The organism is Maricaulis maris MCS10 (assembly GCF_000014745.1).
In the GTDB taxonomy this organism is placed as follows: Bacteria; Pseudomonadota; Alphaproteobacteria; order Caulobacterales; family Maricaulaceae; genus Maricaulis; species Maricaulis maris_A.
Map to the genome: position 1 here is coordinate 2864598 of NC_008347.1, position 13948 is coordinate 2878545.

The 13948-nt window shown below is 62.7% G+C and carries 10 protein-coding genes and 2 pseudogenes; 4 read left to right on the forward strand and 8 right to left on the reverse strand.

Annotation, left to right across the window (positions count from 1 at the left end):
- Positions 1–47: 47 nt before the first annotated feature.
- A pseudogene (locus tag MMAR10_RS17330) lies at positions 48–320 on the forward strand (cyclic nucleotide-binding domain-containing protein); the annotation flags it as partial.
- A gap of 2 nt (positions 321–322) precedes the next feature.
- Here the strand turns inward: MMAR10_RS17330 and MMAR10_RS17335 are convergent.
- Positions 323–397, reverse strand: a pseudogene (locus MMAR10_RS17335) (hypothetical protein); the annotation flags it as partial.
- Between the two features lie 55 nt (positions 398–452).
- Between MMAR10_RS17335 and MMAR10_RS17340 the strand changes: the two are divergent.
- Entirely contained in the window at positions 453–662 is a 210-nt protein-coding gene (locus tag MMAR10_RS17340; RefSeq protein ID WP_369697150.1) for a helix-turn-helix domain-containing protein, read from the forward strand.
- On the opposite strand, the gene MMAR10_RS13605 is transcribed toward MMAR10_RS17340, so the two are convergent.
- The 7 genes from MMAR10_RS13605 to zwf form a co-directional block, all read right to left on the reverse strand.
- Positions 636–2471, reverse strand: a complete 1836-nt coding sequence (locus MMAR10_RS13605; protein ID WP_011644566.1) for an adenylate/guanylate cyclase domain-containing protein — start codon at positions 2469–2471, stop codon at positions 636–638. The genes MMAR10_RS17340 and MMAR10_RS13605 overlap by 27 nt on opposite strands.
- A gap of 47 nt (positions 2472–2518) precedes the next feature.
- Complete coding sequence (locus tag MMAR10_RS13610) at positions 2519–3127, reverse strand: hypothetical protein (protein ID WP_011644567.1); 609 nt, start codon at positions 3125–3127, stop codon at positions 2519–2521.
- Between the two features lie 53 nt (positions 3128–3180).
- Positions 3181–5226, reverse strand: coding sequence for a toll/interleukin-1 receptor domain-containing protein (locus MMAR10_RS16480; RefSeq protein WP_011644568.1), 2046 nt, complete (start codon positions 5224–5226; stop codon positions 3181–3183).
- A 416-nt stretch (positions 5227–5642) separates the two neighbouring features.
- On the reverse strand, positions 5643–6491 hold the full coding sequence (locus tag MMAR10_RS13620; protein ID WP_049755755.1) for a DUF3108 domain-containing protein: 849 nt from the start codon (positions 6489–6491) through the stop codon (positions 5643–5645).
- A 63-nt stretch (positions 6492–6554) separates the two neighbouring features.
- Positions 6555–8411: a phosphogluconate dehydratase gene (gene edd, locus MMAR10_RS13625; RefSeq protein ID WP_011644570.1), complete on the reverse strand. Its 1857-nt coding sequence runs from the start codon at positions 8409–8411 to the stop codon at positions 6555–6557.
- A 25-nt stretch (positions 8412–8436) separates the two neighbouring features.
- Positions 8437–9165, reverse strand: a complete 729-nt coding sequence (pgl, locus tag MMAR10_RS13630) for a 6-phosphogluconolactonase (protein WP_011644571.1) — start codon at positions 9163–9165, stop codon at positions 8437–8439.
- Entirely contained in the window at positions 9149–10624 is a 1476-nt protein-coding gene (zwf, locus tag MMAR10_RS13635) for a glucose-6-phosphate dehydrogenase (protein ID WP_011644572.1), read from the reverse strand. The genes pgl and zwf overlap by 17 nt, the downstream gene beginning before the upstream one ends.
- A gap of 202 nt (positions 10625–10826) precedes the next feature.
- On the opposite strand from zwf, the gene hemN reads away from it, so the two are divergent.
- Together hemN and MMAR10_RS13645 are read left to right on the forward strand one after the other, a co-directional pair.
- A complete protein-coding gene (hemN, locus tag MMAR10_RS13640) occupies positions 10827–12152 on the forward strand; it encodes an oxygen-independent coproporphyrinogen III oxidase (RefSeq protein ID WP_011644573.1) in 1326 nt (441 codons plus the stop codon).
- Between the two features lie 72 nt (positions 12153–12224).
- A complete protein-coding gene (locus MMAR10_RS13645; protein ID WP_011644574.1) occupies positions 12225–13940 on the forward strand; it encodes an autotransporter assembly complex protein TamA in 1716 nt (571 codons plus the stop codon).
- Positions 13941–13948 lie beyond the last annotated feature (8 nt).

Sequence of the window (13948 nt, forward strand, 5' to 3'; positions counted from 1 at the left end):
CCGCCCTCGCCAGTCTCGAGATCCTCGATGACTCGACTCGTCTCGACATGGTGGGACAGGCAGAGCGTGCGCAGGTCCCGCCCGGAACTGTCATCATAGCGCAAGACGAAGCTGATGACCGGGTCTTCCTGCTTTTGCAGGGCCGCGCCCGTGTGGTTCTGCTATCCGAGAACGGTCAGGAAATCTGGCTGGACGCCTTCGAGTCAGGCGCCGTTTTCGGTGAGTTGGCAGCCCTTACCGGTTCGCCCAGAATTTCCGGCATTGTCGCTGAAACCGATTGCGATCTCGCGGTATTCGAAGGATCGGCTTTCTTTGGCTTGGTCCGGCGACATGGAGAGATCGGGCTGGCTTTGTCACGCCTGCTCGCCCGCCGTGTCCAGCACACGACACAACGCATGTTCGAGCTGTCGGCTCTGTCAGCACCCGGCCGAATCTATGCCGAGCTGTTGCGAATGTCCCGGCCGGTCGGCACGGACGGAACCGCCCGCGTGATCGAACCGGCGCCCTCGATGAAGGAGCTGGCCCTGCGGGTCAATTCAACGCGTGAAACCGCGTCGCGCACGATCAACGACCTGCAGCGCAAGGGTTTGCTGAAAAAGCTGACGAGCCGGATCGAACTGGTCGACCCGGACCAGCTAGATCGCCTGCGCGGATCGAGCTGACGCCCGGACCTGCAAACCTACGACAGCGTCCCGGGCCATCGCCCGGAGCGAATACAACCGCTGCTCCGGCATCAACGCATCGATGCGGATATGGCCAACATACTCACTGCGAAAGCCGGTCGATGACATGGCCAGGGCCGCCGCGAAGGCCTCGCTGACGAACACCGAACCCGGCACGGTCACCGCCTCGATCCGGGCTGCAACCGCGACCTGACCGCCAAAAAGGGATGGACGTTTCTGGAGCGGATCCTCGCCCACATGAACAGGCCCGAAATGACCGGCGATCCGCAAGCCGACCGACGGTGGCAAATCATGTGCCCGCAGATCGATGGCCGCGAAAACCTGACGCAGCGCGTCTGCGGCGATGGCCGCCTGCTCAACCGTTTCGAACGCCAGGAACATGCCATCGCCCCAACTGTCCGCATGGACTGCCGGCGCCGCGAGCCTGTCGCAGCACTCGGCAAGCGGCTTGAGCACGCTCTGGACGAAGTGTGGCACCCTGTCATCGGGAACGGACGATGAGCCGGCAATGTCGAGAAAAAGCATCGCCCGCATCACCGCGCGGAACCCCGGTTCCAGGACACGCCCCGCCTTCGCTTGGCTAGTCCCGGCACACCGCGTGCCAGGGTAGCGAACGCGGACCTGGTCAAGCCCGCAGGCGGTCCACACATGGCTGTCATGATGGGTGCCAAAGGCTGGCGCCACCTCGGCCTGATCGTCATCAGCGACCAGGAGTTGAAGCGGCGTCGTGGCCAGGACATTGGCGCGCATTCGGGCCATCCCCATCGCGACAAGGCTTGAGAAATTGAGCGCCTCCGGTGAGGCAATACGCCGATCTGTCGTCAGCTCGACCACCTTCTCTGCCTGCCGGAGGCAGGTCTCGAACCGGCTGACCCATGCCTCGCCGAAAGGCCGCACTGATGCGTCGAGAAAAACCGGAACCGGCACGGGAAGGATCAGGTTCAGCTCGCACCCACGTGCCAGCGCGGCTTCGGCGACGACAATGTCCGACCCGGCTGCCAAGGCGCCATAGACGGGACCGACATGGTGCCGCGCAAGCAGAAGGTCGACCGTTTCCCGCAAGCGGTCTTCCTGCCGGGGCTCCACCAAGCCCGCTGCCTCACCCACTCCGAAAATATGACCCGCAAAATGCGCCGGGCGCGGTGGTTCAAGAGGTGCCAACCATTCAGAATCGAGACCCAGGACGGACACCAGCAATCTTAGTTGGCGGAGCGTGGTCGCATGGGCGAGATAGTTCGCCGGATCCTGTCGGAAGGCTTCGCGCAATGTCGATCGCGCGGAATGCAGGTCGCCAATCAGAAGATAGGCCTCTGCCTGTGACGCGTAGCGATAATAGCCCTGTTCCGGCGTATCGGAGACAGTATCGAAGTCACCATAGAGAACCCGTCTCGCATAGGTCTCCGCATCGCTCGACCGCCCTGCCAGCATGTACATGCTGGCGGCGTTGACGGCTGGATAATGGCCCCCGGTCCGGGCGTGGACATCGGCATATTTTTCGGCGCTTTCAAGCGCGAGGCGGGCGAAAGCGCGGCCTGAGGATTCAAGCGCCAGGGCCTTGAGAAGACGGGCTCCCACGGCCAGGCAGTCCTCGTCATGACGGATGGTCTCGAGTTGATAGTCCTGATAGGCCTTCGCCGCCCGTTCAAGCGCGCCCGACCGTATCAAACAGAGCACCGCACGGTGTTTGAGCCAATAATCATCCGGTTGACCGAGCAGGCCTTCCTGGCAAAGGTCATAGGCCCGCGCGAGATCGCCTTGGTTGAAACGGTCAATGATCCGATCACGCATGCCGGGCGTCCCCGGCAATGGCAGCGCAACGCCCACTGGCTGATTGATCAGGGCGGTGTGAGACGGGCAATTGGGTCGATAATGACCCGCGTCGCCTGGTTTCCGGCATCCTGGGACGCGTTGATGAAGAGCGCGAATTCATAGTCGGCAGGCGCCTCGACCGGTTGGGTCTGGATCTGGAAACTGTACGGTTTGCAGTTTTCACCATTCAGGGTCAGCCAGTCCAGTCCGCAGAACTGACCGGTCGGATCGACGCCCTTGAACTTGATACGCGCATCTTCGAACCCCCAGCCGGGCACATGGATATTGAAAATCATCCGGGTAAGCCCGTGCACATGCTGATCGAAGGGACAAGGCAGCACGGCGCTGCAGGGCGTCCACATGCCCGCCAGCGCTGCTGCGACGGCCGTCCTCAGGGTCGAGGCGTCGGCATCACTGAACGCCTTCACTGTCTCGGCGAAGACAACGAAAATCTGGGCGATCTCCGTATCGTCAAAGCTTTCGCGACCGGCATCGCTGCCATTCATGACCGTGAAACCGTCGCTGGCCCGAGCGATCAGGCTGATCTGCGTGTGCGTCGGCGCCTGACCACAATCGGCCAATAGTTCTTTCTGAATGATAGACCCGTCAAATGCGTCCTTGTCGATCACAGCCATTTGGTTGTCCCTCATGACAGTCTCGGGCCCGTCCCGTGACTGAGTCGAAAACCCTACTCCGCACTCGACAAGGCCGCCTCGAGTGTCATCCGGGCGTATTGAAGCTCGGCCGCGGAATCACTGCGAATGCGATCCTGGACAGGTTCGAGTCGGCGCACGATTTCCGCGCGAATCTGGTTGGCTTCGGCGTGATTGCCCTGCGCTTCGAGGACATCCGCAAGCGTGTTTGCGCCGGCCGCATAATAATAGGGTGCATGGTCTACCGCGCCCGACCAGTCGTCGACCTGACCCAATGTGGCCAACATGTGCTCGATCGAGGTCTGCGCCGCAGCCAAGTCACCGCGGGCGGCAAAGATCCGCCCTTCGATCAGGCTGGCATGCAGGCGACTGACGGCAAAGCGCGCCCCTTCGGCCGCCCCCCAGGCCTCATGGGCCATGAAGCCGGTCGCGGCGACATAGGCATTTCGGGCAGCTTCAATGCGCCCGGCCAGTAATTCAGCCTGTGCCTGCCACAGGCGTTGGCGCACACCGATCAGACGCCATTCCAGGTTTTCCGGTTCGTGAGCAATCAGGGCGGACGCTTCGAGTGAAGCCGGCTCGAGAATTTCCAGAGCGAGCTGGAGGTCTTCAGCCGATGTCTGGCGACCGGGCGCAATCAGCAATCGAGCCAGGGCGTACTCTGCGGCAATGACAGACCGGCGAACACGCCAGTCATCTGTCGCATCGACACGGCCGCTTTCATACAGCGCCAATTGCTCACCCAGGGTGGCAATCGCTGCATCGCGCCCATCGGTGATTTCCGAAATCGAGGCCACCCAGGCCAGCGTTTCCGATACTTCCACCCAGATGGGATCATTATCCGGGCGATCCGCAGCCATGGTACGCAATTGCTCGAGCGCCGAGGTCGCTGCCGTCCGGGCATCCAGCCAACGCCGCTGGGCCACGAACAAGGCTCCCATGTTGGAATGGGCATACGCCACTTCGGCTTGCCATTCGAGATTGTCGGGATTGATCTCGATCAGCCTGTAAGCGAGATCACGATACTCGCCGAAGCGCAGCTCGGCCGTGTCCAGATCGCCCCGCCGCCATGCGAAATACCCGACATAATAGGCACTTTGCGCATGTTCATAGACCCGCTCGCCCATCGTCGGTTCAACGGCGAGGATGCGGCTGGTTGACTGGTAGGCAATTCGGAAATGCTCGTAAGCGTTCTCCAGATCACCCTGGGCACTGTCGATGACACCCAGCAGATGGAAGGCCCGCGCACGTCGACCGAGCTCGTCAGTCGTCATCGCCACTGCGCCCTGGCCATCATAATACTCGATCACTTTGGCTCCGACGGCGTCCAGCACGTCCAGACGTCCGACCGGCTCAAGATTGTCTCGCAAATCATTCAACATGAATTCTATGAGGTCCTCGGCCTCGGCCTTGCGCCGCTCAGCTTCGGACCTTGCCGAGATAGCGAGCAGCGTCAGTGTGGCCATGATTACAGAAAGCAGTACAGAGGCGCCTGTGATGACCGTCACGCGGCGTTGTCGGCGCTGGTGGTCACGCTGGATGAGCTGATCGAGACTGACGCCGACCAGCCCGGCCACCAGTTTCAGCAATGCCATCCGTCGCCCGTCAGCCTGTCGGCGCATGTCTGCGGCTACCGGCTCCGAGATGGCTCCATCCGCGCCCGGCTCAAGAAGCGCGGGTGGGAAGCAGGTCTCGCCAGGCTCGGTTTCGGGGTCTGCATCGGGGTTGCCGGACACGATCGCAGCCAGGACGATTCCGTCCGGGTTGAGGTTTCGATAAGTCCGGATCTCTTCATTCACCCAGCGCGACGCCGCCGCTTGCGGCGAACAAACGACAATCAACGCATCGGACTTCGCCAGCGCTTCGCGCACGGATGCCGTCAGATCACGGGTCGCGGCCAGGTCCTCGCGATCGCGGAAAATCGGGGTAAGTCGCCGCGGCACTGGACCATGCCCGGTATCCTGCCCGACCAGTCGCGGGGGAATGGCATAGGTCTCGAGCTGGCGATGCAGCCAGCGCGCAAAATCCTGATCCCGATGACTGTAACTGATGAACGCCTTGTAGCGCTTGCCCACACTCATCACCTATCCCCGAACCGCGGATAGCCATCATTGGTGCTTCGCGCCATGCGTGCAACCGCAAGCGGTCAGCAGGATCCGGTTCAATACCGGACTTTCAACATATTTCAGGGCCAATCGCGGAGATTGGTAACCGCAACCCGCTGGCTGACAGGCAAGCGGCAGGACCGCTGCCAGCCGCTGCGAACGCAGGCGGCATCACCAAGACAATGCTGACGTATTGACCGGTATCACGGACCAATTAGCGACGGGGCGCAAGGCGAAGTTGGGGCTTCGCATGGGCAAGGTCCTGCGCCCCGCCGTTCCCGGCACAGCAAGCTGGGCACGGGGTTTGGGGCCGCTCAATGAGCGGTAGGATGAAATTATACCAATGCGGCGGGACCCTGTGTGATGGCCGTCACGTCCGGTGAAAAACCGCGTCAGGTGGGGGCAGGGCCAGCAACGTCAAGGCGCATCAATTCGATGGTCACGCCGCCGAAGCCGGCCCGTGTGTGCAGGCGAACTGGCAGGTAACCGCCCTCTCCAACGACCGGGGCCAGCCAGAGCACCAAAGGATGTCGAAGCTCCGCCTCACTGGGATAGTCTTCCGGATCATAACCCGAGATGGGTTCATACCAGGCATGACAGACCAGGGCATCGCCCCGCCAACCCCGGGTCCGGACGCGTTGTGTGCCAACCGTTTCAAGCCTCAGATCATAGCGGGCCTTGCCATCAAAGACCGGAAGCCGCCCTTCACAGCCCTCGCCGTGTTCCATCCGTCGGGACAGTTCGAAAAATGCTGTCATCGGATCAATGACGCCGGTGCGGTCACTGTCACTGGCAGGTGGCACTCCCAAGGACCCGAATGGCGGCTCCACATCGGACTGGGCAATCTCTGCCGCAAAGTCGACACGGACCGCGCGCACCTTGGTCCCCGTTCGCTCAGTATGGGCGTAGACCACGGGTTCACGCCCGCCAGGTCCATCGCGACCGCTGACTTCGGCCCGGATATCGAAATCAGTGAACAGCGAGGCCAGGCCGGCGGCTTCAATGAAACTGTCGGCCCGATACCCTGTCTCGCTGATGCGGGCATTGAGCGTGATCTCACCGACCTTGAAGATCAGTACTGAAGAGTCATAACGGGCGCTGATTTGGGTCTCTTGAGCCGGATCAACGACGCTGGCCAAGGCCAGGGCGCGACTGCCGGCCGATGCCGAATCTCCGACGAAAACGCCCAAGAAAGTCGCAAGGCCCAGGGCCAGGCCCGCCATCAATCCATCCGCACGCATGACACCGCTTGTCCACTTCAACTGCCGCAAGTTGGCGACCCTTAGCGGCAGAATGATGGCGGTTCAGGCCGGAATCAATCCGGCGTCGGTTGGTGACGCCGCGACCAGGTCAGGAATGGCCAGAGCGCCTTCTTCAGCCGGACCGGCCAGCTGCCGGAAACCGGCAAACAGCTCACGGCCCATGCCGGCCTGAATGGTGCTGGGCGCGACTGCCGGCGCACGCCCGTCAAACCCTTCTGCGACGATGGAGAGTTCACCGGTCCGGGCATCGAGGCGGATCATGTCGCCGTCGACAACCCGGGCCAAGGGACCGCCCAGCGCAGCCTCCGGACTGACATGAATGGCTGCCGGAACCTTGCCCGACGCGCCGGACATGCGGCCATCGGTGACCAGCGCAACCTTGAAGCCGCGATCCTGAAGCGAGCCCAGCGCGGGGGTCAGCTTGTGCAATTCCGGCATGCCGTTGGCCCGCGGCCCCTGGAAGCGGAGCACAGCGATGAAATCCCGGTCCAGATCACCGGCCTTGAAGCAATCGAGGAAGCTGTCCTGGCTTTCGAATACGATCGCCGGGGCTTCAACGACGCGATGCGCCTCCGCCACGGCCGACACCTTGATTACGGCACGCCCGAGCGGGCCGTCGAGTAATTTCAGGCCGCCATCGGCGGAGAAAGGCTCGGAAACCGGTCGGACAATGGACAGGTCGGCCGTGCCCCCTTCGACCGGCCGCCAGGTCAATCCGTCTCCGTCGGAAAAGGCCTCGCTGGCGTATCGACGCAATCCGGCACCCATCACGGTCTTGACGTCATCGTGCAGAAGTCCGGCATCGAGGAGCTCGCGAATGACCAGGCCCAGGCCGCCGGCCGCATGGAAATGGTTCACGTCGGCCGGGCCGTTTGGATAGACGCGGCACAAGAGCGGGGTCACTGATGCGAGGTCGTCGAAATCGCTCCAGTCGATCAGTATCCCCGCAGCGCGGGCGATGGCGATCAGGTGGATGGTGTGATTGGTCGAACCGCCGGTCGCGTGCAGGCCGACAATCGCGTTGACCAAGGCCTTCTCATCGACAATCTCGCCGATCGGCGCATAGTCAGGCTTGTCCGCTGTGATGGCCGCGGCGCGCTGTGCTGCAGTACGCGTGAAGGCGGCCCGCATCGGATCGGCCGGATTGACGAAGGCTGCACCGGGAATGTGCAACCCCATGATTTCCATAAGCATCTGATTGGAGTTGGCGGTGCCGTAGAACGTACACGTGCCCGGCGAATGATAGCTCTTGCTCTCGGCATCCAGCAGCGCGTCCCGGCCGACCTTGCCCTCGGCATAGAGCTGCCGGACCTTGGCCTTTTCCGGGTTGGGAAGCCCCGATCGCATGGGCCCGGCCGGCACGAAAATGACCGGCAGGTGCCCGAAGCGAAGCGCCCCGATCATCAGGCCCGGCACGATCTTGTCGCATACACCAAGGCACAGCGCGGCGTCGAACATGTTGTGGGAGAGCGCTACCGCGGTCGACATGGCGATCACGTCGCGGCTGAACAGCGACAACTCCATGCCCGGCTGACCCTGGGTTACGCCGTCGCACATGGCCGGGACACCGCCGGCCACCTGCCCCACGGCGCCGACCTGATTGAGCGCCTTCTTGATCTGGTCCGGATAGGGGCCAAAGGGCTGATGCGCGGACAGCATGTCATTATAGGCGGTGACGATGCCGACATTGGCCCAACCGCCATCCTTGAGGGCGCGCTTGTCGTCGCCACCACAGGCCGCGAATCCATGGGCAAGATTGCCGCATGACAGGGTTGAACGGTTGCGGCCGGTTTCGCGTGCGGCGGCGACCTGGGCGAGATAGGCGGCGCGGGTCGGCGCGCTGCGCGCGCGGATGCGGTCAGTGACGGCGTCGAGCGTCGAATTGATCGTCTGGGTCATGATCGTCTTCCGTTCGTGCGGACGCTCAGCGCGTCCAGTGAATATCGGGCCGGTCGGATTGGGATCGCAACAGCGCCCGCACCGGCATATCGGCAACCGGTCCATCACCGAGAGCCGCTTCCAGGGCCGCCTTCTTGCCTTCGCCGGCGATCAGCAGAAGGCTCAGTCCAGCGCCCGCCAGAGCCGCTCGGGTCAGGGTGATGCGATCAGTCAGGCTGCCGGTGACTGCGGTTTGCTTGGCACGGATCGCGCAAACTGGCGGACCGGCTTCCGCCAGTGCCGCGTCCAGCCCGTCGGAACGCGGGAACCAGGACGCCGTGTGACCGTCATCGCCCATGCCAAGAATGACCACGTCGGGCGGAAAATGTATGTCCGACAGCCGTTCTGTCACGTCGACCAGCCCGTCCAAAGGTGTCTCGCCCGGCGCCTTCAGGCCGACCATCCGGGCCTTCGCGGCCCTGTCAGTCATCAGCGTCGAGCGCAGAAAGGTTTCATTGGACCCGGCTTCTCCCGGCTCGACCCAGCGTTCGTCCACCAGCACAACGCAGACACGGGACCAGTCCAGATCAGCCTTGGCCAGCCTCTTGTAGAGGGCTTCGGGCGTTGACCCTCCGGACACCGCCAACACCGCTTCGCCACGTTCCCGGATAGCGTTGGCCAGGGTAGTCGCAATCGACCCCGCAAGCGCATCCGCCATCGCGACCTTGTCGACGTGCACGGTAAGCCCGATCGTTGGCTTAGTCTTCAAGGCCATCAAACCACTCCCTTTCCTCTCGGGCCAGCAGCAGTGCCGATTGGGTCGGACCGTCAGTGCCGGCCTGGTAGCCATAAAGCTTGGACTGGCTGTCTTCCCAGGACTGGATGATGCCGTCGACCCAGCGCCAGGCCGCCTCGACTTCGTCGCGGCGCATGAACAGGCTGAGATTTCCGCGAACGACTGCCATCAAAAGCCGCTCATAGGCATCCGGATAGTCGTGGTCGAAATGCTCTGCATAGGCGAGATTGAGCGGCACATAACGCAGGCGGAGTCCGCCCGGCCCCGGATCCTTGGTCATCAGCATCAGCTTGACGCCCTCATCCGGCTGCAAGCGGATAACAAGGCGATTGGGACGCATCGCGCCCTCGGTCGCCCCGACCACATCGTGCGGTATGGGTTTGAACTGGACGATGATCTCGGAACGACGCGCGGCCATTCGCTTGCCGGTGCGCAGGTAGAAGGGAACGCCCGCCCAGCGCCAATTGTCGACATGCGCCCGGACACCGACAAATGTCTCGGTCTGGCTCGCATGCCCGACTTCCTCGGCATAGCCGGGAACGGTCTCGCCATCGACAGCGCCGGACTGGTATTGCCCGCGCACCACATCCTGGCTGACATTGGCCGCCGTTATCGGGCGCAGGGCCTTGAGGACCTTCAGCTTCTCGGTTCGGACGGCGTCCGGATCGAGGGAAGCTGGCGGCTCCATGGCGACCAGACAGGCCAGTTGAAGCAAGTGGTTCTGGACCATGTCACGCAAGGCGCCGGACCGGTCGTAATAGCTGGCTCGTTTTCCGGCTCCCAGCGACTCCGCGACCGTGATTTGGACGTGGTCGATACCATTGGCGTTCCAGATCGGCTCGAACAGATAGTTGGCAAAACGCAGGATCAGCAGGTTCTGGACAGTCTCCTTGCCCAGGTAGTGGTCGATGCGGAAAATGTTGTTCTCGCGAAAGACCTCACCGACCTTGTCATTGATCGCGCGGGCAGTGTGGTAGTTCGACCCTATGGGTTTCTCGAGGACGATGCGGGCGTTCGGCGTGTTCAGCTTGTGTGCGGCCAGCCCGGCACAGATCGAGCCGTAGATCGAGGGCGGCAGGGCCAGATAGTACAGGCGGATCTTGCTTTCATCCGGATCGAGCGCAGCGGCAAGGTCCGTCCAGCCAGCTGACTCACTATCGGCATCCACGGAAACATAGGTCAGGCGGGCCGCAAATTCGGCCCAGGACGTCTTGCGTTCGCTCGTGGTCTTTGCGGTGATTACATGTGTGGCAGCCAGTTCCTGGAACGCGCTGGATTCCATGCTGTCACGAGAGGCGCAGACAATGCGGCTGTCGTCGGAGATCTGACCGTCACACCAACGATGGAACAGCGCCGGGATCAACTTGCGGAGCGCAAGATCCCCTGTTGCACCAAAGACAACGATATCAAACGGTTCGACGGGTACAAGTTCGGCCATATCCGGCTTCCTGCTTGACGCTCCAGAGCCTGAGAGCGTCTGCTCTTACGATGATGTTACCCCTAACATGTCGAGCTCGAACGGTCGACCTTGAACTCCACAATCCCCCGCGGGAGGACCCGGCAGCCTGCGCTCTTTGGGCGCATGCCGGTGCAGGCAGGTCTCGGATAATCTCGCAAATAAATTGAGGGGACTGGTCCGCATGCCTGACGACGCGCCACGCTTCATTGCCAAATACGCGCTGGAAGCCGTTCCGCGCTACACTTCCTACCCGCCCGCCACGAAGTTTCACGGCAAGGTCGGTCTGGCGGATTGGCAGCGCTGGATGACGCAGCAAGACAAAAACCCTGCCCTGTCGATCTACGTCCACATCCCGTTCTGCAAATCCATGTGCTGGTATTGTGGCTGTCACACCACAATCCCGAACGCACATCGACGGGTCGAGCACTATCTGGCCGCGCTCGACATCGACATTCGCAGGCGAGCAGAGAGCGCCCCGCCGGACGGTCGGGTCTGTCACATTCATTTTGGTGGCGGCTCTCCCGACATGCTGAAGCCGGAAGAATTCCGGGCCGTCATGCAGCAGATCAGGGCCAGCTTCAATGTCGCCCCGGACGCGGAAATTGCGGTCGAACTGGACCCTCGGGGGCTGGACTCCGAGCTTTGCCAGGCCATGGCGCAGACCGGGGTCAACCGTGCCAGCCTGGGCGTCCAGGACATCTCCCACGAGGTCCAGAAGCTGATCCACAGGATCCAGCCCCTCGAGATCGTACAGGCCGCCGCCGACAAATTGCGGGCGGTCGGCATTTCGGCGATCAATATGGACATGATGTACGGCTTGCCGGCCCAGTCCGTCGCGCGCGTTTGCGAGACGGCGAACGCCATCGCTGGAATGGGAGCAGACCGCGTGTCCGTGTTTGGCTACGCCCATGTACCCTGGTTCAAGAAACACCAACGCGCCATCCCCGAAGAGCGTCTGCCCGGAGCGGCTGAACGGTTCGACCAAATGCTGGCTGCAAACCACACCCTGAGCGAAGCCGGCTATGAGCGGATCGGTTTCGACCATTTCGCTCGCCCCGCAGACCCGCTCGCCCGAGCCGCCCGTGATGGCTCGCTGCGTCGCAATTTCCAGGGTTATACGACCGACCCTTCGACCATTCTGATCGGACTGGGCGCTTCGGCGATCAGTGAGTGCCCGCAGGGATATGTGCAAACCGAACCCAACCCCGTGCGCTACGCCAACGCTGTCACGAGCAATGCCGACATGATTGTGCGCGGCGTCGGGCGATCAATGGCCCAACAGGCCGTCGCCTCGCGTATCGCAAACCTGCTGTGCCAGTTCGAGACCGAGGTTGAGCCAGGCGACCCTGTCGACCTTGCCAAGGATATGCTTGCTGAAGCCCTGGTGCGAATCGACGACGGCCGGATCACGCTGACCGAAGCCGGGCGCCCCTATGTCCGCAATCTGGCTGCACGCATCGATCCGGCGTTCCGGAGCACAACCGAACAGCACAGCGTCGCGGTCTGACGTCACAATAGGGGAGGACAGGTTATCACGCGGGCCTTATAAACCGGGGATCGCGTTCCATGGTGACCCGGTTTGAAAACCGCCCTTCTGTCAGCTTTCATCCTTGTGTGCAGTCCGGCCGCCTTTGCGGAACCTCTGGCGCAGGTGCAGGGCGTTCGCGATACCGAACTCCTCGCCGCACTGGTGTCAGCGATCGGTGAGCGCGACACATCAACTGAGGCCCCGGCCACCAGCGCCATGCGCGATGCCCGAACCGCAGCAGACCGGGCACGGCGGCTGTTGCGGTCGCGTGGGTACTACACCGCCCGGGTCGATACCTATGTCGATGATACGCGCGGTGCCAGCCTGCGAATCCTGCCCGGTCCACAATTCACCGTCGGCCGCGTGGACGCGAACACAAATGGCGATGTCGAAGCCCGCGATCATGCGTTGGAGGCTGTCGCCCTGCCTGTCGGGGCACCGCTATTGGCCCAAACCGTCATCGACGCGGAGGCACGCGCCCTGCGGGCGCTGCAAAGCGAGGGCTGGCCGGATGCCGAACTGCTGGAGCGGGAAGTCGTCGTTGACCATGCCGGACGCGACGGGCTGATCACCTTTCGCTTCCAGTCCGGACCATTTTCACGCTACGGCGAGGTCAGCCGCGAAACTGCGGGCTGGGATCCGCAATTCATTGCCCGCATTTCTCCACTTGCCCGGGGCGATGTTGCCAGCCGGGAAGGCATGCTGGCCTATCAGCGACGCCTTGATGATCTGGCCAGTGTCCGAACGGCACGCGTCGGCCTGGCAGACCCGGTCGCCGGCACCGCTGAACGCGAAATCGAAATTTCGCTCACCGCCGCGGACCGCCACACCATCGAGACCGGCCTGAGCTATTCGACCAGCGAAGGCGCCGGGGCGGACATGCGCTGGACCCGCCGCAACATGTTCGGGCGCGACGAGACCCTGACCTTGTCGACCACATTGGCAACTCTGAACCAATCGGCTTCGGCCCGCCTGGAACGCCCGCATTGGCGCCGCCACGCCCAGACGCTGTTTCTCAATTCCGGCATCACACGCGAAACCACAGACGCCTATGACCAGGATGAAATCGAGGCCGGTATCGGTATCAACCGGCGCGACGGTCGGCGGACTTACGGCGCAGGTATCTCGCTCGACACGTCCCGCGTGACCGATGTCGACGGCGAGCGTGACATCATCACCGCAGCCTTCGACCTGAGCGGTGCCTATGACAGCCGCAATGACCCGCTGGACCCGACCGGCGGCGTTCGTCTGTCGCTTCAATTGACCCCGGCCATCACCTTTGGCGACGAAGACGGCCGGTATGTCCGCGTCGATGCACGCGCTGCCGGTTATTTCCGGTTGGGTGACAACCTCGTGGCAGCCGGTCGGGCCCGCATCGGTTCAATCCTTGGCACCTCGGTTTCCACCCTGGCCGCCGATCAACGCTTCTTCGCTGGCGGCGGCGGGTCGGCGCGCGGTTTCGAATACCAGTCGCTCAGCCCTTTCGGCAGTGACGGCGAACCTTTTGGTGGCCTGTCAGTCGTGGAGGTCAGCACTGAATTGCGCTGGCGGGTCACACCCGAATGGGGCGCCGTCGCATTTGTGGACAATGCGATTGCCTCGGATATCAACGCCCCGGAAATTGGTGATATGCGTAGCGCGATTGGTGTCGGCGCGCGTTACTATTTCGACTTTGCACCGGTGCGCATCGACCTGGCTGCGCCACTCGACCGGCGCAGCGGCGAACCCGCTTTCCAGATTTATTTCAGCCTTGGCCAGGCGTTCTAGGCATGGCT

Bases quoted from the DNA above. Each gene is read 5' to 3' on its own strand.
- MMAR10_RS17340 (WP_369697150.1), top strand. From the start codon at position 453: ATGTCCCGGCCGGTCGGCACGGACGGAACCGCCCGCGTGATCGAACCG.
- MMAR10_RS13605 (WP_011644566.1), bottom strand. From the start codon at position 2,471: ATGCGTGATCGGATCATTGACCGTTTCAACCAAGGCGATCTCGCGCGG.
- MMAR10_RS13610 (WP_011644567.1), bottom strand. From the start codon at position 3,127: ATGGCTGTGATCGACAAGGACGCATTTGACGGGTCTATCATTCAGAAA.
- MMAR10_RS16480 (WP_011644568.1), bottom strand. From the start codon at position 5,226: ATGAGTGTGGGCAAGCGCTACAAGGCGTTCATCAGTTACAGTCATCGG.
- MMAR10_RS13620 (WP_049755755.1), bottom strand. From the start codon at position 6,491: ATGCGTGCGGATGGATTGATGGCGGGCCTGGCCCTGGGCCTTGCGACT.
- edd (WP_011644570.1), bottom strand. From the start codon at position 8,411: ATGACCCAGACGATCAATTCGACGCTCGACGCCGTCACTGACCGCATC.
- pgl (WP_011644571.1), bottom strand. From the start codon at position 9,165: ATGGCCTTGAAGACTAAGCCAACGATCGGGCTTACCGTGCACGTCGAC.
- zwf (WP_011644572.1), bottom strand. From the start codon at position 10,624: ATGGCCGAACTTGTACCCGTCGAACCGTTTGATATCGTTGTCTTTGGT.
- hemN (WP_011644573.1), top strand. From the start codon at position 10,827: ATGCCTGACGACGCGCCACGCTTCATTGCCAAATACGCGCTGGAAGCC.